The sequence below is a fragment of the Paremcibacter congregatus genome, from assembly GCF_006385135.1.
GTDB lineage: Bacteria > Pseudomonadota > Alphaproteobacteria > Sphingomonadales > Emcibacteraceae > Paremcibacter > Paremcibacter congregatus.
The window spans coordinates 3,918,410-3,943,203 of sequence record NZ_CP041025.1 but is presented as its reverse complement, the minus strand read 5'-3'; the positions used below and the strand labels follow the sequence as shown (position 1 = coordinate 3,943,203).

Annotated in this window: 18 protein-coding genes and 1 pseudogene; 10 read left to right on the top strand and 9 right to left on the bottom strand. The window is 49.3% G+C overall.

Annotation, left to right across the window (positions count from 1 at the left end; translation table 11 throughout):
- Positions 1-70: 70 nt before the first annotated feature.
- The 4 genes from FIV45_RS17275 to FIV45_RS17255 all read left to right on the top strand — a co-directional run bounded on the left by FIV45_RS17275 (position 71) and on the right by FIV45_RS17255 (position 5,625).
- The gene (locus FIV45_RS17275; protein WP_099472971.1) at positions 71-325 is read left to right on the top strand and encodes a hypothetical protein; all 255 of its coding nucleotides are present in this window, start codon (positions 71-73) and stop codon (positions 323-325) included.
- A gap of 706 nt (positions 326-1,031) precedes the next feature.
- On the top strand, positions 1,032-3,491 hold the full coding sequence (locus tag FIV45_RS17265) for a TonB-dependent receptor plug domain-containing protein (RefSeq protein WP_099472968.1): 2,460 nt from the start codon (positions 1,032-1,034) through the stop codon (positions 3,489-3,491).
- A 71-nt stretch (positions 3,492-3,562) separates the two neighbouring features.
- Complete coding sequence (locus FIV45_RS17260; protein WP_181040107.1) at positions 3,563-4,648, top strand: dipeptidase; 1,086 nt, start codon at positions 3,563-3,565, stop codon at positions 4,646-4,648.
- A gap of 11 nt (positions 4,649-4,659) precedes the next feature.
- On the top strand, positions 4,660-5,625 hold the full coding sequence (locus FIV45_RS17255; RefSeq protein WP_133118580.1) for a tetratricopeptide repeat protein: 966 nt from the start codon (positions 4,660-4,662) through the stop codon (positions 5,623-5,625).
- A gap of 64 nt (positions 5,626-5,689) precedes the next feature.
- Here FIV45_RS17255 and FIV45_RS17250 read toward each other — a convergent pair whose 3' ends face one another.
- From FIV45_RS17250 to FIV45_RS17235, 4 genes are all read right to left on the bottom strand, one after another.
- Complete coding sequence (locus FIV45_RS17250; RefSeq protein WP_165777012.1) at positions 5,690-7,048, bottom strand: sodium-dependent transporter; 1,359 nt, start codon at positions 7,046-7,048, stop codon at positions 5,690-5,692.
- 38 nt (positions 7,049-7,086) lie between these two features.
- Entirely contained in the window at positions 7,087-8,013 is a 927-nt protein-coding gene (locus tag FIV45_RS17245; protein WP_099472960.1) for a tetratricopeptide repeat protein, read from the bottom strand.
- 106 nt (positions 8,014-8,119) lie between these two features.
- Positions 8,120-9,163: a FecR family protein gene (locus tag FIV45_RS17240; protein WP_181040106.1), complete on the bottom strand. Its 1,044-nt coding sequence runs from the start codon at positions 9,161-9,163 to the stop codon at positions 8,120-8,122.
- The gene (locus tag FIV45_RS17235) at positions 9,156-9,734 is read right to left on the bottom strand and encodes an RNA polymerase sigma factor (RefSeq protein ID WP_099472957.1); all 579 of its coding nucleotides are present in this window, start codon (positions 9,732-9,734) and stop codon (positions 9,156-9,158) included. The genes FIV45_RS17240 and FIV45_RS17235 overlap by 8 nt, the downstream gene beginning before the upstream one ends.
- 392 nt (positions 9,735-10,126) lie before the next feature.
- On the opposite strand from FIV45_RS17235, the gene FIV45_RS17230 reads away from it, so the two are divergent.
- Positions 10,127-12,739, top strand: a complete 2,613-nt coding sequence (locus tag FIV45_RS17230; RefSeq protein WP_181040105.1) for a TonB-dependent receptor — start codon at positions 10,127-10,129, stop codon at positions 12,737-12,739.
- A 165-nt stretch (positions 12,740-12,904) separates the two neighbouring features.
- On the opposite strand, the gene FIV45_RS17225 is transcribed toward FIV45_RS17230, so the two are convergent.
- Positions 12,905-13,357 (bottom strand): Rrf2 family transcriptional regulator, encoded by a 453-nt coding sequence (locus FIV45_RS17225; RefSeq protein ID WP_099473114.1) that lies wholly within the window; start codon positions 13,355-13,357, stop codon positions 12,905-12,907.
- 192 nt (positions 13,358-13,549) lie between these two features.
- On the opposite strand from FIV45_RS17225, the gene FIV45_RS17220 reads away from it, so the two are divergent.
- The 4 genes from FIV45_RS17220 to FIV45_RS17205 all read left to right on the top strand — a co-directional run bounded on the left by FIV45_RS17220 (position 13,550) and on the right by FIV45_RS17205 (position 16,790).
- Positions 13,550-14,494, top strand: a complete 945-nt coding sequence (locus FIV45_RS17220) for a multicopper oxidase domain-containing protein (protein ID WP_099472953.1) — start codon at positions 13,550-13,552, stop codon at positions 14,492-14,494.
- Positions 14,495-14,620: 126 nt separating this feature from the next.
- Complete coding sequence (locus tag FIV45_RS17215) at positions 14,621-15,322, top strand: cytochrome c (protein ID WP_133118579.1); 702 nt, start codon at positions 14,621-14,623, stop codon at positions 15,320-15,322.
- A 14-nt stretch (positions 15,323-15,336) separates the two neighbouring features.
- The gene (locus FIV45_RS17210) at positions 15,337-15,678 is read left to right on the top strand and encodes a c-type cytochrome (RefSeq protein ID WP_204602208.1); all 342 of its coding nucleotides are present in this window, start codon (positions 15,337-15,339) and stop codon (positions 15,676-15,678) included.
- Between the two features lie 32 nt (positions 15,679-15,710).
- Positions 15,711-16,790 carry a multicopper oxidase domain-containing protein gene (locus FIV45_RS17205; protein ID WP_181040103.1) on the top strand — a complete coding sequence of 360 codons (1,080 nt, stop codon included), beginning with the start codon at positions 15,711-15,713 and terminating at the stop codon, positions 16,788-16,790.
- 532 nt (positions 16,791-17,322) lie between these two features.
- On the opposite strand, the pseudogene FIV45_RS18805 reads toward FIV45_RS17205, so the two are convergent.
- Positions 17,323-17,457 (bottom strand): annotated as a pseudogene (locus FIV45_RS18805) (IS6 family transposase); the annotation flags it as partial.
- A 353-nt stretch (positions 17,458-17,810) separates the two neighbouring features.
- Positions 17,811-19,454: a M10 family metallopeptidase domain-containing protein gene (locus FIV45_RS17195; RefSeq protein ID WP_099472944.1), complete on the bottom strand. Its 1,644-nt coding sequence runs from the start codon at positions 19,452-19,454 to the stop codon at positions 17,811-17,813.
- 335 nt (positions 19,455-19,789) lie between these two features.
- Here FIV45_RS17195 and FIV45_RS17190 point away from each other — a divergent pair, with 335 nt between their 5' ends.
- Positions 19,790-22,342: a TonB-dependent receptor gene (locus FIV45_RS17190; RefSeq protein ID WP_099472942.1), complete on the top strand. Its 2,553-nt coding sequence runs from the start codon at positions 19,790-19,792 to the stop codon at positions 22,340-22,342.
- Positions 22,343-22,691: 349 nt separating this feature from the next.
- Here FIV45_RS17190 and FIV45_RS17185 read toward each other — a convergent pair whose 3' ends face one another.
- Positions 22,692-23,825, bottom strand: coding sequence for a DUF819 family protein (locus FIV45_RS17185; protein ID WP_099472941.1), 1,134 nt, complete (start codon positions 23,823-23,825; stop codon positions 22,692-22,694).
- 43 nt (positions 23,826-23,868) lie between these two features.
- Complete coding sequence (locus tag FIV45_RS17180) at positions 23,869-24,672, bottom strand: SDR family oxidoreductase (RefSeq protein ID WP_099472938.1); 804 nt, start codon at positions 24,670-24,672, stop codon at positions 23,869-23,871.
- Positions 24,673-24,794 lie beyond the last annotated feature (122 nt).

The following is a 24,794-nucleotide window of genomic DNA, read 5'->3' as shown; positions in this document are numbered from 1 at the left end:
TACTGATATATCTACCTTTCATGCTGCATGATTTTGGCAGCCGGGGGTGCTCTCTGAGTAAAGATCTGGATTGGGGGGACTTGCACATCTGATTAATTTCCGGAGAACGGATACCATCGCTGCTCTTCGTGCGGGGCAACATTATTGTCATGTGGATATGGCCGGTTTTTCTTTGCCTGCTTCTGAACATAGCATCATGACCAGCTGGTTGCGGGAAGGGGAAAACCTGAAGGAATTGATCAAGCAGCAGGCCGGAAACTTTGGCACACGCTTGGTGGTGAGGCCTGACCCTGCTAGAATCGTTGAAAAGTCATATGTTCCTTGATGGATAAGTTTGGTAGTAGGGTAAACAGTAAAGGTTATCGTGTGTTGCCAGATTATATCAGGGTGTTGCAAGCGGATGGCATAAATGTGGTTTCCTTGGAAGAAATCCCGAAGAATTTGAAGGCGAGGGGCTCTCTACTAAAAATGTTATGTTTGGGATGGGAGGGCGAATTCAGGACAGCCGGAATGGTTTTCTGGCGGTGAAAAATGGTTTTCGCATTGCGCTAACTTTAAAAACAAATAGTAATTCCAATCAGGAAAATTGAAAAGGGATGGTCACATGACAAACTCGCCTAAGCGGTTCGACCAGAGACGAATTGTCTTGTGGCAGATTTGACGTTCCGTCTGCTTCGCGAGTCATACCCCTTCAAACATAAAATCTTCCATATGCCGTAACGATAATAGGTATTTAATATACATCAAGATCGCCAGATAGAAAATTCCCGGCGAGTTTTCGAAATTATCATATTGATAACTTCTTAGGCCAGAGTAATTCGCTGGCCAATGAGCCGCAATGGTTTAATTTGAAAATGTCCCGACACGTCTTATGTCGCAAATTTATCTCTTCTTCGTTTTATTTCTGTTCATCGCTTTAGGCCGTATACGGACTTTCTGTATCCGGCAGATGGATAAAGGCTTTGAGGGTCACGGGGGTGTTCCCGTGAATAAATAGGCCTAGAAGAAAATTATTGTTTAAGGGAGAAATTATGAAGAACACGTTATTATTACTCACATCAGTGTCTATGCTTGGTATGGCATCTGTTTCATATCAGGCCATGGCGGAAGAGGATGCCGCCGCAGGCGAAATGGCCGCAATTGACGAGATCGTTACCATTGGCACCCGGCGTGCCGGTCGCACGGTTACCGACAGTGCCGTCGCCATCGACATTTTGCAGCCGAAAGCCATCGAAAGCACCGGCTATACGGATTTGAACACAGCCTTACGGACACTTATCCCGGGTTTTAACGCTAAACGGTTGCACGGCAATGACGGATCGTCCTTTGTGCGTCCGGTGACGTTGCGCAGTTCGCCGCCAGATCATATCCTGTTGTTGATGAATGGCCAGCGCCGACATCGTTCCGCGACGGTTCAGATCGGTACGGGGCATGCGACGACTTCCGGATCCCAAGGCCAGGATTTTAATACCATTCCATCCATCGCTTTTAAATCTGTCGAGGTTCTCCGGGATGGGGCCGCTGCTCAATATGGTTCCGACGCCATCGCCGGGGTGATCAACATGACGTTGAAAGACGCCAATGAAGGCGGGTCGGTTACCGCCCATGCCGGTCAGTTCTATGAAGGCGACGGTGAAACCTTTGATCTGCAGGCCAATCTTGGGTTGCCCTTGTCTGCCAATGGTTTCATCAATTTGAGCGCACAATATAACAACCAGAACAAAACCCAGCGCGTGGGCACCCATGTGGGCGCGCAGGCGTTGAGAGAGGCTGGCGTTCAGGGCGTACCAACCCCGGCAACCAGCACCGGCGAACCTGAATATGAAGCGATTAAAACCGCCTGGAATGGTGGTTTGAAATTGAATGATACGATGGATCTGTATTTCTTCGGGAATTATATGAAAGCCGACAGTACGGTTGTTTTTGGATATCGCCAATCCGTGGATGGCGGTGGCCGGAGAGCACATGCGGCCTTTGCGGATTCAAATTTTGATCAAACTGCGGCTTATCCTGATGTTTTTGATCTCACTACGATTTATCCAGGGGGCTTTACGCCGGCGTTTAGTGGAAAACAGAAGGACTTCAGCTCAGTGATTGGGGTCAAAAACGAGGAAGAAGACGGGTTAAATTGGGATCTATCCTTCCGGTGGGGCAAGAATGATGTGGATTACGGCATTTCCGGGACAATCAATCCGTCTTTGGGGGCCGCATCTCCGACATCCTTTAAGCCCGGATCACTGGCGCAACGGGAATATCAACTGAATGCTGAAGCATCCTATGATGTGAAGAACAACATTTTTTACAGTGATCTGACAGTGTTTGGCGGCGTGACCTACCGTGATGAAGCCTATAGCATCGGGGCAGGAGAACTGGCGTCCTACACAGCGGGTCCCTTGCGTGACCTGTTGGTTGGCTCGAATGGTTTCCAAGGGTTTAGTCCGGATATTGCCGGGACATTTTCATCACACAGTTACGCGGTTTATATGGAACTAGAGGCCGATATCACTGAAAAATGGGTGGCGTCCGCTGCGGTGCGGTATGAAGACTACGAGGCCTTCGGCGACAACTTCAGCTATAAAGTCGCCAGTAAATTCGATGTGAGTGACTATTTTGCTGTACGCGGGGCGATCAGTACCGGTTTCCGCGCGCCAGCCGGGGGACAGCAGTTTGGCGCGAGCCAAACCTCGCAGTTGACGTTGACCGGTGATTTCATTCTTGATGCGGTGTTGATCCCTGGGTCCCCGGCAGCGCAGGTCTTTGGCTCAACCCAATTAAAGCCGGAAACTTCCTTTAATATGTCGGCCGGTCTGGTGATGACCACGGATATCGGGCTGGCGGTGACTCTGGATTTCTACCAGATTGACGTCGATGACCGGTTGTTGCTAAATGATTCCATCAACACCACCCAGGCCGACAGGGATGCGTTGGTGGCAATGAACTTCCCGAATGGGGCATCTGTGCAGCAAGTGCGCTTCTTCCAGAACAGACTGGATACCAGGGTGCGTGGGTTTGATCTCGTGACCACATATGCCCTTGACTGGGCAGACAGTGACAGTTCAACCGATTTCAATCTGGCGGTGAATTACAACCAGCAGATTTTGAGGAGTGACCCGACGGGCATTTTCTCTCCTGGGAAAGTGATCGAGTTTGAAGAAGGCATTCCGAGCTGGAACGGTAATTTGACCGTTACACATCATGTGGGTGATTTTGATCTGATGGTGCGCGGTGTTTATTACGGTGCCTGGAAACGCCGGGGCATTGCCGCAGACCTTTATTTGCCGCGAGATGCTGAAATCCTGATGGATGTTCAGGTTACTTATCAGGTGAATGAAAACCTTAGCGCCCACCTCGGGGGACGGAATATTTTCGACAAATATCCCAAAGGACGGGAAGCCGCCATCTTTGACCCATTGGGCATCAAATACGACAACCATGCCGTATTTGGGCTCAGCGGCGGCTATTACTATGCCGGTATGAAATATAATTTTTAAGAATCCGTAGAACTTCAAGGAGTGGTGAAAGCCACTCCTTTTTTTATTTATAGAGAGAATGGGAGATAATGATGATCAATAGACGCACATTTACGCTGGGGGTCGCGGCGGGGACGGCATTGGCCGGGCTGGGATTGTCCTCGCGACCAGCATTTGCCGCAAAAAAGCTTTCGTCTCAATCCGCACTCGTGATTGATGCGATGGGGGAAATACGGTCTGTATACAGCAAGGCGCTGATCCGGGAGATACTGGACAGTGGCATGAATTCCATTGCAATAACTTTATGTGATCCGAAAACATTTGAACAGGATGCCTATCAATCGGCCATCCAGGGAATCTTGGAGTATAACGCGTACCTAGAGGCTCACCCGGACTTGTTTATCAAGGGGGAGCGCGCCGCGGATATTCTTACGGCTCAAAAACAAGACAAGTTATCGGTTTTCTATCTGGCGCAGAATTCGACCCAGTTTGGTCGCGATCTGGATAATGTGGATGTTTTTTATGACCTGGGCATGCGCTCCAGTCAGGTGACGTATAATTACCAGAATTGGGCCGGGGCGGGATGCAAGGAAAAACACGGTTCCGGCTTGACGGTTTTTGGTCATGAGTTGGTCGAAAAAATGAACGATGTCAGAATGTTAATTGATTTGTCTCATGCTGGGATGCAGACTATGGCGGACAGTATCAAGGCGTCAAAAGAACCCGTAGTCATTTCCCATACCTGCTGCAAGGCCCTGAACGACAATGAACGCAATACCACTGACGAGAATCTGAAGGCGATGGCGCAAAAAGGCGGCGTTGTCGGGATTTGCCAGATGCGTCCTTTTATGACGGATAAAAAGAAGGACGCCTTGCCGGTCTATTTTGATCATATTTTGCATGCCATCAAGGTTGCGGGCATTGATCATGTGGCGATCGGCAGTGACCGGGACCATCGCCGGGTGAATATGACACCCGAATATATTGCAGAATTAAGAGCCGAAGAAGGGGCAAATTTCAATGATGCCCATTGGCCATTATACTTCGAAGAACTCAACGGTCCGCGCCGGATGGAAGTGATCTGGGATGGTCTGCACAAGCGGGGCCTGACGGAAGATCAACTGGAAAAGGTCATGGGGCAGAATTTGTACCGGCTTTATGAAACCGTGATTGGATAGGGGCGCACAGGATGCAGTTACAGAAAGCAATGGGCCGGCGGCGGGTGCGTCGCACACTTAAAATGACGGCCTTGACCGGGGTTTGTTTGGTGATGATGTCCTGTGGGGGGACGGAAACGCTAGTGTTTTCTGAGCCGCCCTTCGCGGAACAGACAACCTTGATCGGCACGCCGCTACGGGAACCGGCATGGTCAGAGGCTACAAAAGCCCGGCTATTGCTGGATCTGGAAATTGCTCAGGCGGCTTTTGATCTCGCGCCCGACCGGGAGGACTCCTATTTATGGCTGGGACGTCGGTATGGTTATTTGGGGCAGTATCTGACAGCGATCGAGATATTCAGCCAGGGGCTGGAAAAATTTCCTGACAGTTACAAGCTACTGCGATTCCGGGGTCGTCACCTGGTGCGGACGCGTCAATTCGAACGGGCGTTGGCCGATTACCGCCAGGCGATTCTTCTGATGGCAGATCATCCGGATAGCTTCGAGCCGGATGGTATCCCCAATGCATTGGGGCTGACCATTGGGACCTATCATACCAATATTCACTATTATCTCGGGCAAGCCAGTTTCGCGGTTGGGGATTATGAAACCATGCTGGTGGAAATGGATCAGGCGCTGACATCCCCTGTATTATTTGCCCGGGATGACTATCTGGTATCGAATGGGTATTGGCGCTATATGGCGCTACGTAAACTGGGGCAACATGAGGCGGCGGAAGCCATGATTAACGCTATCCCGCAGCAGTTGGACCTGATTGAAAATACGCATTATCATAAAGGGGTTTTACTGTTGCAGGGGTATATCACGGAAGAGGATGCCCGAAGAGACTCTCATGCGCTGGTCAAATTTGCCCTGTCCATGAAGTATCATTTTGATGGGCAGGCGGCTAAAGCGGCGGAGTTGCAGAAAGAAATTATTCAGGACAGTCCATTTGGCTTTTGGCCGGCGGAGGTTGAACTGGTCAGGTCACAAAACTGACAGACCGAGTTTCCCCTAAAATAAAAAAGGCGATCACAGAGACATGTGATCGCCTTTTTTAGGTTCAGGTGAGACCATAGACCAGGATTACCAGCAAGAAGATCGGGGCTACAAAGCGAATGGAGAAATTCCATAGCCGGGCGACAAGATTGTTTTGAAAAGACAATTCAACTTTGATGATATCTCGTGAAATAAGCCATCCCACCAGAATGCAAATCAGTATTGCGCCAATAGGAAGGATCAGATTGGTGACAATAAAGTCCATCAGATCCAGCAGGTTTTTATCGGCGAGATAAGAGATGAAAAACAACGGCTTGAAGTCACTCATAATATTGTAGGAGAAAATCATCAACAGGCCAATGGACCAGGCGATGAGGCCGGTGACAAGTGTTACTTTCTTGCGGGCCCAGCCATATCGATCGACAAAATGATGTACGACCGGTTCCAGCAAAGCGATGGAGGAAGTGAGGCCGGCAAACATCATCAGGCAGAAAAAAAGTCCACCCACGATCTGTCCACCATCCATCGTGCCAAAAACCACCGCGAGTGTGACAAAGATTAACCCTGCGCCTTCACCGGCATTCAGACCATAAAGGAACACCATCGGGAAGATGGCGAGGCCGGCGATTACAGCGACCAGCATGTCGGCATAGGCAATCATGTAACTGGTGCGGGGAATATTGGTTTCTTTTCTCATATATGCGCCATACATCATCATGAAACAAAAGCCGATGCCGATAGAGAAGAAAGCCTGGCCAATGGCATTGAGGACAACCATCGGGGTGATTTTTGCGAAATCCGGCACGAACATAAAATGCAGGGCCTGACTGAAGGCGCCCGTCATGGCGGAATAGATCATCATGCCGATCAACAGGCTGAAAAACAACGGCATGGCGAAATTGGTGAACTTCTCAATGCCGCCCTTCAGGCCTCCACTGACGACCAGAGCCGTCAAGGTCATAAAGATGGTGTGAAACAGGGTCATGCGGCGGGGATCGGCCAAGACCGCGTTATAGGCGTTTTGGGCGGCGGGAGCGTCCAGGCCGAGGAGATGTCCGCGGAAAGACTGTATGGCGTAATCAATGGTCCAGCCAGCAATGACGCTGTAATACGTCAGGACGATAAAACAGGCGGAAATGCCCATATACCCCAAATACCGCCATCGACTGCTGAGGTTGCTGGCGCGGGCGGCATCCAGGCAGGCCATGACCGGGCTTTTGCCGGAAGACCGCCCAATCATGAGTTCACCGATTAAAATCGGGGCGGCAATAAAGGTGACAGCAAGAAAATAAATCAGAATAAACGCTCCCCCGCCATTGGCGCCTACGGTTGAGGGGAACTTCCAGACATTGGCCAGTCCGACTGCGCCGCCGACCGATGCCAGAATAAAGCTCGTTGTGGACGTCCATTCTGTTTTTTTCATACTGCCTCCCTTATGCATGTCACGTAGTTATGTGTATTTTATTTAAACGAAGCCAGATCGGCTTCGGCGGCAATATAGCCAAACGCGCCCCATATTTTGCTGGTGGATACAAAATCTTCCATCATCTTGACGGCTTTTTTCTTTTTGCCGTTATAAAGATACCAGTTGGCTTGACCGTAAGACGCACCGGAGTTCTGAATACTGTCTTTTTTGTCGGCGAACATTTCTGCCTCTAAAATTTCACCCTTATAGAAAAGACACAGGCGGTGATAATAATCATTTTCCAGGATTTTCATATCGGCACGAATCGGGGCCAATTCAGCAAGGGCTTCTTTTTCTTTGCCCATCCGGCGCAGGATCATATATTTCCAATGAGAGGTCGAGACGAGATTATCAGCATTGTTGCCGGTATTATATCCATTGCGATAGGCCCGCAGCGCATTTTCCCAATCCTGCTTTAGATAGTAGGCCAGACCGAGATGATACCAGATGTTGCCTTTATGGCTGGAAACCGGAATATTATATTTATTGGGGGCCCCGTCCGGTTCCATGAAGTTTTCTGTACCTTCCATTAGTCTGACGGCTTTTTCGAAATCGGCGATGGCATGATCAAATTCCCGTATGGTGATATAACGATGACCACGATGGCGGTAGAAACGGGCGTCTTCCGGATGTTTTTCGATGCCTTCGGAAAAGATTGTGATCGCTTTGCGGAAATTTCCGGTGTAGGCCGTTCTACGCCCATACCAAATGATATTATCGGCATTCATCGGGTCGGCGTCATATTTCGCCTTGGCCGCATTCAGATCCTGAACCAGTTTATTATCTTTATCATCCGGATCCGGCAGGATGCTGTAGAGTTTTTCCCCCAGAAGGGAGGTTGCCTGATATGATTTTTCACCGGCCACAGATGCGGTGATGGTAAACACCGACAGTAACGTCAGCATGCTTAGAAATTTTGTCATGAGCACTCTCTTTTTGAATTATTAATTATAGGAAAGGGTCATCTTCCCAAATTATAAAACGCATCAAGGGGGCGCGTGCGACATTCTTTTTATCGGAAGGCGGCGATCAGACGCCGCGCTTCTTCAGCAAAAGCTTGCCCTCCTGTTGTTCGACGTCAACATTGAGTAAATTCTGGAGCGCAAAAATAAGAGCTGTGGTGTCTCCGATACGAAAAGTGCCGCTGATTTTGCGGGTTGCGAAACTGTTGTCGTTCAGGACGATTTTGGTTTTGGCGTAGCGGTTGTGATCCTTGATGGCTTTGGCGAGGTCAACATCATGAAAAACAATTTGCCCGGCGCGCCATCCATTTATTCTTGCTGTATCAAGTGATTTAATGTCCAGAGGGGAGAGTTCTTGCGCCAGAGAAATTTCTTCGCCTGCCTTCAGTATGGGCAGTATAATTCGGGGAGAAGGCGAGGTCTCATCATTAATGCTGATGCGTCCTTCAAGCACGGATACGATAACTTTGCCTGTATTGTCAGGGTCAATCAGGATATTAAATTCCGTTCCGATCGCGCGCACGATACCTGCACCGGTATGGACATAAAAAGGCCGGTTCGGGTCTTTTGCAACGGTAAAGATTGCCTCGCCTTTGTCCAGGTGCAATTCCCGCACCTGATCAGTATAGGCAACCCGAACCGCGGAATCGGTGTTCAGGGTAATCACGGATTTATCACCCAGTGTGACGGTCCGTTGTTGACCGACCGGAGTGTCATATAACGTCATGGTGGGAGATGCGCTGTAAAAATAGGTCCCCATAACGACGGTGATTACGGCGGCAGCCAGTGATGTGGGCATCAGCCAGAAGCTTCCTTTCCACTTCCGAGCGGGTTGTTTCACTGGGGCCTTTTCCGACGATGCGGCAATTTCGGATTGATACTGAGCCATCAGGTTTTTCAGGTCTGGGTCCTGTTCCAGTTCTTTCGACATATTCCAGATGAAAGTGTCATAGTCTGCATCCAGATCAGACTTTCCCGAGCGATCATCCGTGAGACAGGATGGCATGTCCAGCGCGTCTTTAAGGGGACGGCGAGGGGCAGAGGGGAAGCGTTCATCCGTCTTCCCATCCGGGCGGATAAAAGAAGTAATCTGTTCTAAAAACTTAGTCATCATAATATTTATGCTCTTGCAAATCGTTTTTAATATGCTCAAAGGCAATAAGAAGATCTCTTTCTATGGTGCGTTTGGACACTTTAAAAACTGCCGCGATATCGGTTGTACTATATCCCATGAAACGGCGCATGATAAAAATTTGCTTGCAGCGATCGTCAAGGGTGAGCAGGGTCGCTTTAATACAGTCGAGGCTCTCCCGCCATTCAGCCATATTTTCGGGGGAAGCTTCCCGTGAGATCAATTCAACACTGTTTAAAGGAACATGCCGTTGTTCCTGTCGGGTGGCTTTTTTGCGGATAAAATCTTTCGCCAGGTTGCTCGCGACGACGAATAAATACCCCTTTATATTCTGATCCAGACGACCAATATCTTCTCTGCTGCAAACCTTGAGGTAGGTTTCCTGCAGTAGATCATGGGCGTCTTCTTCAGAGGACACCATAGATTTCAGGTAACGGTGAATATCTTTTTTATATTTTAAAAATATTCTTTCCACATAAGCACGCTCGCTGCAAAACATCTGATCGCGGCGCTGCCTGTTTTGGATCGTTTGTTCGGTGGGTACGCGCATATTACTTTTTATCAACACTTAATGATTGCATCCCTTCCTGTATCGATTAGCCCCAGTATATCTGATGTTTATAAAACGGGACATTCAAAATAATGCGACATCATTTTTTTCATTTTTTTCCATTTTATCCCCAAGTTCAGAATCATTTATATTGTAGTAACAGGGAAAAAATGTCATTTTTGTTACAGTTTTTCAGGCGCTGAAATGAGTTGGAGAAAGCGGGATAGATGTTTAATTTTATTCTTTTTCCTATGGTGGCCATACGGAGTAACAAGTTTTTTTTAACCTTTAGTGTTATTTTGGCCTGTGGCGTTCTATCCTGTGTTGTTCAGGCCTCTGACCGAAAGTTTCATTTCCGCCTGATGCCTGGCTCGCTTGAAAAAAATATTTTCATGGTGGCGAAAACGGCGAACGTCCAGATTTTCTTTTTTCCGGAAATTATGGTTGATAAAACGGTTCCTCAGGAGATCTATGGTAATTATACGCTGGAGAGTGTACTGGACCATTTACTGGCGGGCAGTGATCTTGTCTATATTATGAATGCTGATGATACGGTTATTCTGAAAGAAAAGACTGTGGCTTCTCCGTTCGCGGTACAGCCGGAAAACGGGACGGACGAGAGCATCATAGCAAAATCCTTTCCGCCTCGCCGGTTTGATGAAATTATTACGATTGGTACTCGTCGTAGCGGCCGCACCATTACTGACAGCGCTATTCCGATTGATATCCTTCAGCCCGATATGGTTACAGAGACGGGATATGTGGATATGACGGATGCTTTTCGTACTCTAATTCCATCCTTTAATGCCAAACGGCTTAGTCTGAACGACGGAGCCTCATTTGTGCGTCCGATTACCATGCGCAGTTCGCCAGCTGATCACGTGTTGCTGCTGATGAACGGCAAAAGGCGACACCGTTCTGCGACGGTGATGATCGGTACGGGACACGCCACCACATCCGGTTCTCAGGGGTCGGATTTTAATGTTATTCCGTTGATCGCCATTAAAGATATTGAAATATTACGCGACGGTGCGTCAGCCTTATATGGGTCGGATGCCATTGCAGGCGTGGTTAATATGGCGTTGAAGGATACTGCCGAAGGTGGGGAAGTTGCAACGCATATTGGTCAATATTATCAAGGCGGGGGGCTGACCTTTGATACCCAGGCCAACATGGGTGTGCCAGTGAGCGATGCCGGTTTCCTGAACCTGAGTGTTCAATATACCCGGCAGGAACAAACCCGATCAAGTGACATTCATGCAGGGGCCCAGGCCTTGCGCGAGGCCGGGGTATCGGGGGTGCCCTGGCCCGCGACAAATATCGGAGAGCCGTCCTATGAGGCCTTGAAAACGGCCTGGAACGGAGGCGTGCGGCTGGGAGATCAGTTTTCGCTTTATTTCTTTGGTAATTACATGCGGTCGGAAAGCGCCATTAATTTTTTCTACCGCCAGTCCTTGGCGGGTGGTGGTCTGGGGGCTCATGCGGCCTATGCTAAATCACAATATGACGGTACGGCGGCGCACCCGGAAGCATTTGACTTGAAAACGATTTATCCCGGAGGCTTTACGCCACGTTTTAGCGGACTTCAAACGGATTTTAGCCAGGTGGCGGGGCTGAAATTTGACAACGGCACGTCTATTCAGGGGGATGTTTCGTTTCGGTGGGGCGAAAATAAAGTGAAATATCATCTCTGGAATACGATTAATCCGTCGATGGGGAGCATGTCGCCGACCTCCTTTATGCCGGGGTCATTGCACCAGAGAGAATATCAGATTGAGGCGGGTGTCTTATATAATCTGGCCCAAACGGTGTTTTTCAGTGATGTCACTTTGTCGGCTGGAACAAGTTACCGCCATGAATCTTACCGCATCGGAGAAGGAGATCCCGCGTCTTACGCCATTGGACCGCTCAGGGACCTGCCTGTCGGTTCAAATGGATTTCAGGGATACAGCCCGGATATTGCCGGCACCTTTGGCACGGGAAGCTATAGCATGTATCTGGATTTTGAAACGGATGTGACGGAAGGTTGGTCGGTGGCTATCGCCGGCAGATATGAGGATTATAACGTTTTTGGGGATAATTTCAGCTATCGTTTGACATCCCGACTTGAACTCAATAATTCTCTGGCGCTCAGAGGGGCGATCAGTTCGGGTTTTAGGGCCCCGGCCGTGGGGCAATTATTTGGCACCAGTCAAACGTCTCAAATGAATCTTCAGGGAGATTTTATTCTTGATGCGGTTCTGGTGTTGGGGTCTGAAGCCGCCAGAATTTTTGGCGCCGTTCCGTTGAAGCCGGAAACCTCTTTCAATTTGTCGGGAGGTATTGTCGCGCAATTTGATAATGGTTTGACCTTTACCCTGGATTTTTATCAGATTGACGTGGATGACCGGTTGCTCTTACTGGATACGATTCCGACGACTGCAGATCAGCGGGAACAGCTGGCGGCCATCGGTTATCCGAATGGTCAGGATATTCAGGAAGTGAGGTTCTTTCAGAACAAGCTGGATACCCGGGTGCGTGGGGCGGACATGGTGACTACCTATGAGGTCTTCTGGCAGAATGCCCATGCGACAGAAATCAGCTTCAGCCTCAATTATAACCAGCAAATTTTACGAACGGAGGCCGCCCGGCAGGTTTTTTCCGAGAGTAAGAAATATGAATTTGAAGAAGGTATTCCCCATTGGAACGGTAACCTTTCGCTGACCCATCAGGCGGGACCGGTTCGACTTGTGACCCGGGCCACGTATTATGGGGGCTGGAAACGGCGCGGGGTTGTTGAAGGTGCGCCGTTTCTGGTACGAAAGCCTGCTGTATTACTGGATTTCCAGGCGTTATACGCCTTGACTGATCGCATGGATATTTATATGGGTGGACGTAATATGCTGAATAAAAGGCCGCCCTTGAGAGAGGCGCTTTATGATAAGCATGGCGTCAGATCCGATAATCACAGTGTTTATGGGGTAAGCGGGGGCTATTATTATATCGGCCTTAATTATTTTTTTTAAAGAGTTTTATCATGTATCCGGCCTGTTTACGCGACAACTTGTATCGCTGGCCTTGATGGAATCCGCCTATAATAGGTCAGATACATGACTGCAAACCTAAAGCTATCAGTGAAAAAATCCTTGCAAATCAGGAGGTATCCATACATGACAAGCCCATTGCAATAGCTAAGGCGCGATCTCGGTCCCGAATAAGGTTCTGAGATCCTTATAAGATCCTGGAATGGTGATCAGATCCTGAAGAGTATATTTCCTTAAAGTTTCCAGGAAGGCCTGAAGCGCGTGTCTTAAAGGGTTTCTTAAGCCGCAGTTGGCTGAAATGACACAACTGTTTCTCTCAGCGTCAAAACATTCTACCAAGTTGAAATTATCTTCTGTAACCGAGATTACTGCCCCGAGGTTTATTTTCTCTGCCGGTGCGGCCAGTTTTAAGCCGCCATTTCGTCCCCGGACCGGGGTAATGAAGCCTGCTGCCACAAGAGTGCGTGAAATTTTCATCATGTGATTACGGGATACGCCATAGCGGCGGGCAATTTCCGCAATGGTGTGAAGCCTGGCGTCCTCAACGGCCAATAACATGAGTAGCCGTAATGCGTAATCGGTGTGATATGTCAGGTGCATGGAGAAATAGCCATAAATTTCATAAAGATGCATATTATATGTTAGTTAATGGCATCTAACAAGGATTTCTGGAGCGATATTCTGTTTAAGTTGCAAAGGGTTGCATATTTCAAGAAAGAAGTATTTGACATGCATCAATTATGAGTCAATAACAAGTATATTAAATACATCTTTTAAATTAAGGAGTCCACAATGAAAACTAAAACTCTAGCCCTTTTACTTACCGGAGGCGTTTTCGCGTTGCCGTTAACAACTGTAGCCAAGACAGTCAAGGTCGATATCCCTGTTGTTGAGAAGGAACTTGCTGTGGATAATGCCGGCACCATGCAAGCGATGTGGACATTCGGCGGCACCATCCCGGGCCCTCTCGTGCGGGTCAAACAGGGCGATGTGGTGGACTTCACCCTGACGAATTTGAAAAGCAACAAGCAGAGTCATTCCATGGACTTTCATGCGGCGCGTGTTGATGTTCTCGATGAATTCGCCCCGGTGTCTCCCGGTCAGTCAAAGGACTTTCAATTTCGTGCGGATTATCCCGGGGTCTTTATTTATCATTGCGGGGCCGAGGCGATGTCAGAGCATATCGCGCGGGGCATGTATGGCGTTATCATTGTAGACCCCAAGGAAGGGTATAGCGAGGATTACCCCAAACCAGACCGGGAATATGTGATTGTTCAGGGTGATCTTTTTAAAGATGGTACAACCCCGAATGATATCACGCAAAATGTAGGTAAAGCTGCGAATCTAATCAACGGAAAAATATTTCATTACGACCCTGTTCATGACCAAAACGCTAGCCTGGCCCTGGAATCCAAGCCCGGTGAACGGGTGAGATTCTATTTTGTCAATGCGCAGATCAACGACAGTGTCGCTTTCCATCCCATTGCCGGAATATGGGACCGTGTCTGGGATAACGGTAATCCGAAGAATGTATCTTACGGCATGCAGACTTATGATGTGGCCCCGGCCCATGCCGTCACCTTGGACCTGATCAGTCCGGGGGATCGTCCGACCAATAATGCCCTTGTCGATCATCAGATGAAAAATGCCCAGACCGGGGCGATTACGGTTTTGATGAACCATAGTGAAGCTGATCCTGAATCGGGGCGCGGCTCCAACCTGATCATTCGCGAATAGGCAATACAGTTATGCCCCTCGTTTCTTTCTAGGTTGCCTGAGGGGCATATCAGGGGTGTGAAAAGCATAGAGTATCCTATTTTTCACACCCCGCTTATCGAACTTATTATCAATGAGGTCATAGAAATGCATAGCTACAGCAGATTTTTGTTCTTATTTATTCTGACCGTATTGGGCGCCGTCTGGGGAAGCCAGGCAGGCGCACAAACGCAATCCGGTTCTTCCCTGGTGCAAGGGGAATGTGCCGCATGTCACGCGGTCTCCGCAAGTCAATTGACAGAAAAAGGTCGTATGGCGCAAAAGGGGCCAGCGCTATTTTATGCGGGAACTAAATACCGCCGTGACTGGGTTATGAAGTGGTTGCAAGACCCGGTTCGCATTCGACCAGGGGGGATGTTTGCTGGAAATCATACAATCGTTACAGAAGAAGGCGATGAAATAGACGCCGGCAGCTTGGTGCCGCACCCCCGTCTTGACGCCAAGCAGGCGATTGATGTTGCCGATTACCTAATGACTCTGACGGCTCATGCCGATGTGGTGAGGGCTCAAGAATATAAGCCCAAGAAAGTGTCCAAACGGATGGGGGCGATGAATTTCAATAAATTTAAGGGATGTTCCTCCTGTCATCAGGACGAACCGGAATATGGCGGTGTCTCGGGACCAGAGCTTTATACGGCCTACAGCCGTCTCAAAGCCGATTTTATCGTCGCCTATATTCGCAATCCGCTGGTGTGGGAAGGCGTCAGTCTGATGCCGCACTCTGACTTGAAAGATAAGGAAATTTACAAACTGGTTCATTATTTAAAACTTATCTCGGGAGAAGAATAATGGGACATTACCGCATGATTTTAATTTTAGCACTGGCGGTTTTTTTGCCGGGCGGGGCAGCGGCGGAGAATAAGCGGGGGCATGAACTATATCACGCCTATTGTTCACAATGCCACGGTGTCAATGGTGACGGTTTCGGGGTCAATGCCGGGTATATGGATGTTTTACCCAAAGATCATACAGAAACCAAAGAGATGAAGTCTCGTTCGGATGATGACTTGTTCAAAGCCATCAAATCTGGCGGTGCGGCAGTCAATAAATCCGTTCTGATGCCAGCATGGGGCAACAATATTGCAGATGAAGATATCAGGGCTCTGGTGGTTTATTTAAGAGAGCTTTCAAAACCTGTTGAATAAACAGCGGACATTTAGAATTTCAGGAGAGTAAAATGTATTGTTTAAAGAACGCCGGAAAGTTTGCGCTTGCGGGGATGATCTGGGTGATGAGTCTCGGGACCGCGCTGGCGGAATTCAGACAGTTCGAAATGACCATAGAGGAGGTCGAAATAGAAGTGGCGCCGGGGTTCAAGTCCAAAGTCTGGGCCTACAACGGGCAGGTTCCCGGACCGCTTCTACATGTGAAGGAGGGGGACGAAGTTGAAGTTACCTTGATCAATAATACGACCTTGAACCATACCATTCACTGGCATGGTACTTTTCAGACCGGAACCTGGCAAATGGATGGTGTGCCGAATATCACCCAGAAAGCCGTAGAACCTGGAGAAAGTTTTGTCTATCGCTTTACAGCCGACAAGCCGGGAAGTCTTTGGTACCATTGTCATGTAAATGTGCCGGAACATGTCGCCTTGCGTGGCATGTGGGGGGCGATGATCGTTGACCCCAAGGAGCCAACGGCCTTGGAGAAAGAAGTTACCAAGGAAGCGGTCTTAATGTTTACGGGGTGGAATTCCGACGTGGCGATGACCTATGGAAAAGGAGGGCATCCGAGCGAAAAAATGGACTATTTCTCTATTAATGGTCGATCATTCCCCTTCACGCAGCCGCTGAAGGTTAAGGAGGGGGATGTGCTTCGCCTCAGACTGTTTGGTGCGGGAATGACCGTTGCTTTTCACCTTCACGGCCATGATATGCTGGTGACTCATAAGGATGGCCTGCCTCTGGATAGCCCTTATTGGGCCGATGTTATTGATGTTCCATCGGGCGCTCGTATCGATGCGATTGTCAGGATGAATAATCCCGGCCTGTGGATTAATCATGACCATATTGATCATCATGTCAGCAACAGCGGAAAAGCCCCGGGGGGCGCGGTGATGATTGTCGAATATGAAGGTGTTGAAAAACCGGATTGGTATGTCTGGAAAGACAAGTCCTATGAACCGGATTTTTATATGAGTGAAAGCCTGAAAAAGGCCTATGGACTGCATGACATTGAAAGCTTCAAAGGTCAGCAGGAGCAGCCAGCAGGCCGAAAGAAAAAGAAGCGCAAGAAACCTGCGTCCGCTGAATAAATAAAGATTTCTGAACGCCCCGTCCCCTCCGGGGATGGGGGCGGACGAGCAAGGCGCATAATGTTTTTGGGCGTTGTCGCCATATCTCTGGCCTCCCCTTCGCCCCTGGCCTGGTCTCATGAAAAGGAAATCGGATTTTCCACTCGGACGGATTCCCATGCGCCGATCGGCGTTATGAGGGATCATCGCCATAAAACAGGTGAGGTGATGCTATTCTGCAGATATCACTATATTGATATGGTTGGGTACCGCGCGGGTACATTACTCTTACCCCGGAAGATCTTTTCCAGTAGGGCTATGGGATTGCGCCAATGGAGATGTCCATGCATATGCATATGTTCGGCCTGATGTATGCGCCGTCGGACCGGGTGACCCTGATGGCCATGGCGCCCTATATCGATAAGAGGATGACGCATCTACAAAATCCGATGATGGGTGATGCCGTCTTTAAAACCACGACTAAAGGTATTGGCGATATCAAACTCGGGCGTTGGTGGGGGTTCTGGACGATGGGGGACATCAGGTGCATCTTTCGTTTCCGTCGCCGAATAGTAACGTGGAAACTTTCCGCCCTATTATTCAGTCTGTTCGTTGTGTCGTGCAGATGCTTTATTTCTAATATTCGAAGTGCGGCATCGTAGGACCTCAGTTTATCAGTAACGATTGAGATACCCCCATTTTTCTGAGTTTATTTTTGCATTCGAGGCGGTTCGGAGCTAGCACGGTTTCTAGCACGGAAAATTTTATTATGAAATTATATCGTTTATTTACAATTAGTTAGTAAATACCCCATCAGGATCATAACCTGAAGGTCGTTGGTTCAAATCCAACCCCAGCAACCAGTCTTAACTATTTGTTTTATTACATATAACTCAAAATAGTATAAAATACATTCCCCATATGTTTACATTATATCCCGCTAAGTCATTGATTTTACACCTGGCACGGTTCTAGCACAAAAACGGCCAAAAACCTGAAGGTCGTGAGCTATTTGGCAGCCTTGGATTTTTACCATATAGATTATTTGTGTTGATACGACATTTGTTGGTTTACCCAGAGAAGGAAATTATTTGTTTTCTCCACCGATTTTGGTTCATTCGACATGTCTTCGGATTTTCTGGAAGCAACGTATGTCTTGAATTTTTCCGCGAACATATAGGCGGCAATTTCATTGGGGTGGTCTATTCCTCGGGACACCGGGAATTGGTCAGTGAACCAGGGAAAATCTGTTACGGGAAAGCTTTGCAGGACAGAGTTACTGTCTTTTTTGACCCGGTATTTGTTATCCTGGAGGGTGACGGTGAAAACCTGATCGGTGAAATCTTTGCCCATCCGGGGGACTGCGTCGGTGGGTTTCAGCAATGTTCTGATCCAGTAATACTGGTTGTCTTTTCCGGGATCGGGAATCAACCATTCCGCCTGAGGTGCATCGGGGTTGGAAACCTGATTCAGGGTGATGTACTCTTCCGGTTCGACATGAGCTTTGTGAAAGCCCCACGAGGTCTGATTCAGACGGGCAAATTTTTCCGGAAAGCTACGCTGCAGGCTGTGCATCTGTTCATGAACCAGCAAGGCACCAAAACCTTTGAGCAACGCTTCGCGCGCCTCTTTCGTCATCTCTATCGACCAGCGGGTGCTTAAGGAATCCATATGGTGTTGGCTCAGGATAATGTAGGTGCCGCGGGTATGGGCGAACCCGCCACACAACCAACTGTCAACTTTGATAAAGCGCCAGGGGTGCCCGGCCATCAGACCGATGTTATGTTTCGTCAGTTCCTGTCTGACTTCCTGTGTGAGCCAGACGAGGGCCTGCTTTTCTTTCGGGGTAAAATCCAGAACAGCAGATGTGAATTTTTGTCGGGCGAAATCCCGGATGGACTCAAGTGATCCGTCCGGGGCGGTTTCGGCGACAAAGGCCTCGATCTCGCGCTTCTGTAATTTGGAGAAATAGGGCTCGAAACTTTCATCAAGAATTGCCTCTTGACCATCTGCACGGGACAACAGATCAACGCGCGGGTGGACAAGTGGACTTTGCATGATCTTCTCAATCTGGGACGGGATCAGACTATACCGGGGGTCAATGCGGTCCTCATAGGCGCCGTCCCCTTGTATGTTGGGCAGGTCATCTGGTACAGATGGATCATTAACAGCATGTGACAAGCCCAGATTATGCCCCACCTCATGCGCGATAACGAAGGCCTGCATGGCTTTTTGCGCCGGGCTGTCGCCGTCTTTTCCCAAGGTGATAAAAGTAAGATCCCCATTGAACATACCCCGGCCCAAGGGGCCTTTCTGACCGTCTACGGCATTGACAAAGAACATATTGACGATGTCACCCTGGCCGCGCAGCATGCCGTCCTGTTTCGCCTGGAGTACAATTTGATCCAGATTGATTTCGCCATCACGGGCGGCGCTGTTGTTATAGTGCAGAGGTTCCAGGAAATAGAAATCAATATTGGCCTTGTCATACGCCCGATCAACCAGATCTTCCGGCAGGGCCATGGAAGCGGGATCTGTCCCGTCATCTCCCCGTACAATAATTGGCTGAACAATAATCACGAAAGGCTTTTCTTCAGAGGCCGGGGTGCTGGCGAAAACGGGTGCGGATAGAAATGCTGCCGGCAGGGTGGCTAAAAGTGCGACAAGAAAAATATGAAAACGCATTGATTATTCCCTGATATTTTATGATATGAAGTGGCGTGTTTTATATGTGTTCTGATGATTGTAACTGCTGTGTTTCCTGACGATAAAATGACTTTTCCTTATCCCCCTATTAGAATTTCTGGACCGCCGAAGTGAAAAATCTTGTAATTACAGATCATGCGTTCCTGGCATTAGTTATTCTAATCTCAACATAAGAAACTATCGTTTGAGATTCCCTTCTTTCGCCCGGCTTAATAAGCACGGGTCAGGAGACAGATGAGAGATGCGGCACCTTGCACAGGCCCTGTAAACGGTGCAAGTCGTGCGACCAGGCATCAAAGAGAGGGAGAAAGTAAATGAAACACATGCTATTAAAAAACAAACACCAGAAAGAATATAACACCATGACACAAGATGCCGGTAATCGAGTACGGATATCAAGAGGCCTTGCATTTGCAGGCGTTTCATTGATGGCGCTATGTATGTCCTCTGGCGTGTCAATCGCGCAGGAAATGAAAAACGCCGGAACGGATGCCATACAATTGGAAGAAATTGTTGTGCACGGTCAACGGAAAGAGCAGTCCATTCTGGAAGTGCCGGTCAGCAGCACAGTCTTCGGGGCGGAAAAAATCGATAAGGAAAATATCACCGACGCCAAAGGCTATCTGGCCCAGACACCAAATGTAAGTTTCCAGCAAGGCGGCCGCAATGGTCAGCGAGAGATTATTATCGCCATTCGCGGTATTTCAGATATCAAGGGCAGTGAAAAAGTTAACCAGACGAGTGCCTTTGCGACGTACTTTAATGACTTTGGCCTGAGCACATTGGCAACAGGCCAGCCCAACCCGTCGATTTACGATGCGGAAGCCGTTGAAGTTCTGGCCGGGCCTCAAGGCGTATTCTTCGGACGTAATTCGGAAGGCGGTGCCCTTGTCATTCATTCGAAGAAACCGGACGAGAACCTCTATGGCCGGATTGATGCCGGATATGGCACATGGGGGACCTACACGCTGGGCGCGGTTGCGAATGTGCCGATCACGGATACCTTGTTTGCCCGTGTGGCGATTGACAGTTCCGTATCAGATGGACCATTCAAAAACGCTGTACCGGGAAAAAAAGGCACCGGTACAGAATATATGATGGCGCGGGGCCAGATTCGCTGGGAACCAACCGAAAATACAAGAATTAACCTGTTAGGTGACTACACCCTTGATTATAACGATCATCAACAAAAATTACCCACCTGTGTGAATACATATTTTGGCGGTGATCCTTTCGACCAGACAACGGGGCGGGGCATAGGGTGCTATGATCTCAATGGTGTTCTGTCGGATTCTGTCGCCAAGGGGGAAACGGTTCTGCCGGATGGTGTGACTTTATCCAGTATTCGCGAGAACAGAGATATGATTGCGCAGGATGCGGATGAATTTTCCGATGCGCGTACCGGAATATATATCCTGAATATGGAACATGATTTCAGTGATAATGTGAATTTGACATCGATCACGGGGTTTGTCGAATCTGAAATGGACCAGTTACTTGACCTGGATGGATCTGGGCGCGATTTCCTGGTGCGTCATGGGCGGTTCACATCTGAAGGCTGGAGCCATGAAATGCGGTTAACCGGCACGACGGATGCTTTTGAATGGATGTTGGGCGGTATTTATTACAAAGAAGAAAATTTTGCCAAGAATGATATCGAAATACGCACATTTCTCGGACCTTGGATGAAAGGTGATTTCGCCAACGAAAACGAGGTGACTGACGAGAGAGAAGGCTGGGCCATATTCGGAAATGTCGAATATGATTTCTCTGACGCCCTGTCTTTAATCGTCGGGGGACGGTATTCTCATGACAAACATTCCAACTCCTGGGATAAGGTCTATTCGGCCTGTGCGAACCAGGCGCTGGGGTCCGCTCTTGCTGACGGCTGTACATTGCGTCCCGATCAGGTTGGAAACCTGGTCTATGATGTCAACGGGGATGGCGATGTACGTCAGACCGGGGGACGCGCTATTCAGGATATCGGTACTTTTGGCGAGCAGTCAGGAAACGATTTCTCCTATCGCGTGGCGCTTAACTGGAACCCGAATGATGATTTTTCCGCCTATGCCAGTATTGCAAAGGGCTACAAACCTTCCGGGGCTCGGGCCAACCCTGACAGCGGCCTTGATAATGTAAGTCTTTATAATAAAGAAAGACTGATGAACTATGAGGTTGGCTTTAATGCCTATTTCATGGATCGACGGGCCCGGATTTCCGGAGCTGTATTTTATATGGACTGGCGGGACATGCAAGTTGAAGTACGTCAAACGGCCTGTTTAAAAGATGGCGTATTGATTGATCAGGAAATCTTTGATCAAACCAATGATCCGGCGACTTGTGTCATCACCCCTATAGATCGCACCGAAAATGCAGAAAAAGCGACCTCCAAGGGATTTGAGATTTCCGGTGACTTCCTGATAACGGAACAACTGAAACTGAGCGGTAGTCTGGGGATACTGGATGCTAAATTTGTCCACTATATCGGTAATGTTAAAGGGACAGACCAGGATATTTCCGGTTCCAAAATCGGCGCGGCGCCCTCTGTCACGGCCTCTGCGGCGGCGGAATATACCATGGACGCCTTGGGAGGGGAACTCTCTGGCCGGATTGGAATGACGCACCGGTCTTCTGTCTCCAATGCCCGTTCACAGGCCTCACTGGGGTTCCCGACAGAAGTTCCGGCCTTCACGCTGGTCAATGCCGGAATTACCCAGAGCTGGGAAAACCACCGGGTATCGTTGAATGTTTCTAACCTGTTGAATAAAGAGTATTTTACTTCGACAGACAATAGCATGATCGGCCGCGCCGCGACATATAATCCGCGGCGGTTTACAGTACGCTGGACCATGGAATTCGGTGGCTAGACCTTCGCGGTCATGTTTCTATAGTATAATGATAAGTGAGTATTAGTCTTGACTTGGCACCTTCCCTTTGGGGAGGTGTCTTTTTTTGGCGTTCTGTGTGACAATAAGGAAGAGGAACTCCCATTAGACCCACCGGCAGAGTTCGGGGCAACGTGTTATATCTCAATGATTACCCGGCTTGTATCGCACCCTAAATTGCGCATGATTTGACCGGGTAGACGGACCATTAAGAAGACCGGCCTGTCCATATCTCTGCTGGCCGGTTTGATCGTTTTACAAGGGGAGATTTTGTTGTCTCAACGGCAGGGCTTCTTATGATGCCCATAATGCCGGAGTAAAGAGATCTGCTTCACCCCGCCAGAAGAGCGGTTAGGGCAACGCCGATAAAATTGGCAATTACATAGCCGAATATGCCGGTCATGACCGCCGGGGTGATCATGCTGTTCCAGCCTTTGGAAGATACCACCGCGGCCGTGACTGCCGGCCCGACAATGGCGGCGCCGGACCCGGTAATGGCTTCGGCGAGATCAATTTTCAACAATTTCGCCATGGTAAGCACCACGATAAACTGTACGGTGATGATCAACAGGCCATAAACAAGAAGAATGATGGCATGGTCGAGGAAAGTGGTCATATTGGTGCTCAGGCCGACCATGGCGAAGAAGATATACATAAACAGCATGCCCAATTCAAACTCTCCCTTCAGGAGATGCAACTGCCGGGGGAAAATATTGGCCACCGCAATGGTCAAAAGGGTAATAAACAGAATGTTATATTGCCCGAGGCCGAGCGTGTCGGCGAGAAGAGACGCCGCGGTGCAGATGCCGAAACTGAGCGCCAGCGCGCCGCTGAGATGCAGCAGGTTCATCTCGATGACAGCGCCCTGTTCTTGTTCTGTAGAAGAGGTTTCGGCCTGGGCCATGATGTCTGACGGGATCAGCCGCTGGATCAGCTTGATTGACGGGATTGCCACCAGAACCATGAGGCCGATGACGCTGACAATGCTGCTGGCGCTGATGGCGGCGCTGAATTCTGCGGGGGACATATTGACTGATTTGGCGACGGCGACAAAATTCATCGCGCCGCCGATATAGCCCGCGGTATATACCCCGGCGACTTTGGGGCCAATTTCACCGAGGTTAAGCAGAAAATAACCGAGCAATACACCGGTAATTACCCCTGCGCCTGCAATGACAAGAGGCAGCATTACCCGGCCGCTGTCGCGAAAAACTTTCCGAAGGTCGGCTTTGAGCAGCAACAGAGGAATGGCGGCGGACACTATATATTGTCCGATGAAATCATAGATGGCGGACTTGTAAGGGGTAATCGACAGGTTGGAGAGAAGGATGCCGATGGTGATGATCCAGACAACACCAGAAGTGACTTTCCCCAGCCGTGTCTTGTCGGCCCAGAAGCCAAACCACGCCAGAAACAGAATGACGGCCAGGGTTGCCAGGATATTATCTCCGGATATGAATGGCATTTGTTCTTCCCTTATATTTCTTTAAGTTCTTTTTGTGTGTTGATCATAAACCGGAAGCCGCCCGGATCAATTGCGCCCGTTCTTCTGCAGCGGCCCGATTAAGCTTCCGGATGATTTCCCCGGCCTGTGCGCCGACGGGGCAGATCGCCGGACTGTCCGGCGCCTCGATCAGGCGGATCATGTCCAGGGCGATATCCCCGGTTTCTGCTCCCCCGGATTTCTCATTGGCCCTCTGTTGCATATGGTGCCGTAATGGATCATAGGCCGGGATTGTCTTTTTTGGGGGGACCGGCATTTGGTTCAGGTTGCTTTTGACGGCGCCGGGTTCCAGGGAAATAATCTTGATGCCAAAGGGTGCCACTTCGTAATGCAGGGCCTCGGCGGCTCGGGTCAGGGCCGCTTTGCTGGCGGCATAGGGTCCGTCTCCTGGTAGCGCCACCTCGGCAGAGAGCGAGGACATCATCACAATCGTACCCGTGCCGGCGGTGCGCATGGCTGGCAGGAACGCCTGACTGAGACGCAGCGGCGCGAAGACATTGACCGCAAATATGTCATCCCAACTTTCGCGACAGGTTTCCTCAATCGTGCCGGGCAGGTTTATGCCGGCATTATTGATCACAATATCCGGCAGGCCGACCTGCTGCGTCATCAAAGGGAGTACAGCCTGAGTTTCTTCTTCAGAAGTGACGTCCAGCCGGATTGGATGCACGCCAGGATGTCGGAAGGCGGGGGGGCAGTGATCTGTATTTCTGACCGCCGCATAGACCTGATCTCCGCGGGCTGCATAGGCGGTGGTAAGGGCCAATCCGATCCCGCTGCCTGCCCCTGTGATGAGAATAACCGCCATATGCTGAACTCAAACCCGGTGTGATTAAAACATGACCCGAGTATAAGCCAAATCGGTGCGAATGCTTCATTGATAATTCTAATGCTGCGATGAGAATCTATCATTTGTTGGGCGTTGATCAC

What these genes read in the sequence shown, in the direction of transcription:
- FIV45_RS17215 (WP_133118579.1), top strand. Translation starts at nt 14,621, where the DNA reads ATGCATAGCTACAGCAGATTTTTGTTCTTATTTATTCTGACCGTATTG.
- FIV45_RS17210 (WP_204602208.1), top strand. Translation starts at nt 15,337, where the DNA reads ATGATTTTAATTTTAGCACTGGCGGTTTTTTTGCCGGGCGGGGCAGCG.
- FIV45_RS17250 (WP_165777012.1), bottom strand. Translation starts at nt 7,048, where the DNA reads ATGAAAAAAACAGAATGGACGTCCACAACGAGCTTTATTCTGGCATCG.
- FIV45_RS17235 (WP_099472957.1), bottom strand. Translation starts at nt 9,734, where the DNA reads ATGCGCGTACCCACCGAACAAACGATCCAAAACAGGCAGCGCCGCGAT.
- FIV45_RS17220 (WP_099472953.1), top strand. Translation starts at nt 13,550, where the DNA reads ATGAAAACTAAAACTCTAGCCCTTTTACTTACCGGAGGCGTTTTCGCG.
- FIV45_RS17185 (WP_099472941.1), bottom strand. Translation starts at nt 23,825, where the DNA reads ATGCCATTCATATCCGGAGATAATATCCTGGCAACCCTGGCCGTCATT.
- FIV45_RS17255 (WP_133118580.1), top strand. Translation starts at nt 4,660, where the DNA reads ATGCAGTTACAGAAAGCAATGGGCCGGCGGCGGGTGCGTCGCACACTT.
- FIV45_RS17225 (WP_099473114.1), bottom strand. Translation starts at nt 13,357, where the DNA reads ATGCACCTGACATATCACACCGATTACGCATTACGGCTACTCATGTTA.
- FIV45_RS17240 (WP_181040106.1), bottom strand. Translation starts at nt 9,163, where the DNA reads ATGACTAAGTTTTTAGAACAGATTACTTCTTTTATCCGCCCGGATGGG.
- FIV45_RS17195 (WP_099472944.1), bottom strand. Translation starts at nt 19,454, where the DNA reads ATGCGTTTTCATATTTTTCTTGTCGCACTTTTAGCCACCCTGCCGGCA.
- FIV45_RS17260 (WP_181040107.1), top strand. Translation starts at nt 3,563, where the DNA reads ATGATCAATAGACGCACATTTACGCTGGGGGTCGCGGCGGGGACGGCA.
- FIV45_RS17230 (WP_181040105.1), top strand. Translation starts at nt 10,127, where the DNA reads ATGGTGGCGAAAACGGCGAACGTCCAGATTTTCTTTTTTCCGGAAATT.
- FIV45_RS17205 (WP_181040103.1), top strand. Translation starts at nt 15,711, where the DNA reads ATGTATTGTTTAAAGAACGCCGGAAAGTTTGCGCTTGCGGGGATGATC.
- FIV45_RS17245 (WP_099472960.1), bottom strand. Translation starts at nt 8,013, where the DNA reads ATGACAAAATTTCTAAGCATGCTGACGTTACTGTCGGTGTTTACCATC.
- FIV45_RS17180 (WP_099472938.1), bottom strand. Translation starts at nt 24,672, where the DNA reads ATGGCGGTTATTCTCATCACAGGGGCAGGCAGCGGGATCGGATTGGCC.
- FIV45_RS17190 (WP_099472942.1), top strand. Translation starts at nt 19,790, where the DNA reads ATGAAACACATGCTATTAAAAAACAAACACCAGAAAGAATATAACACC.
- FIV45_RS17265 (WP_099472968.1), top strand. Translation starts at nt 1,032, where the DNA reads ATGAAGAACACGTTATTATTACTCACATCAGTGTCTATGCTTGGTATG.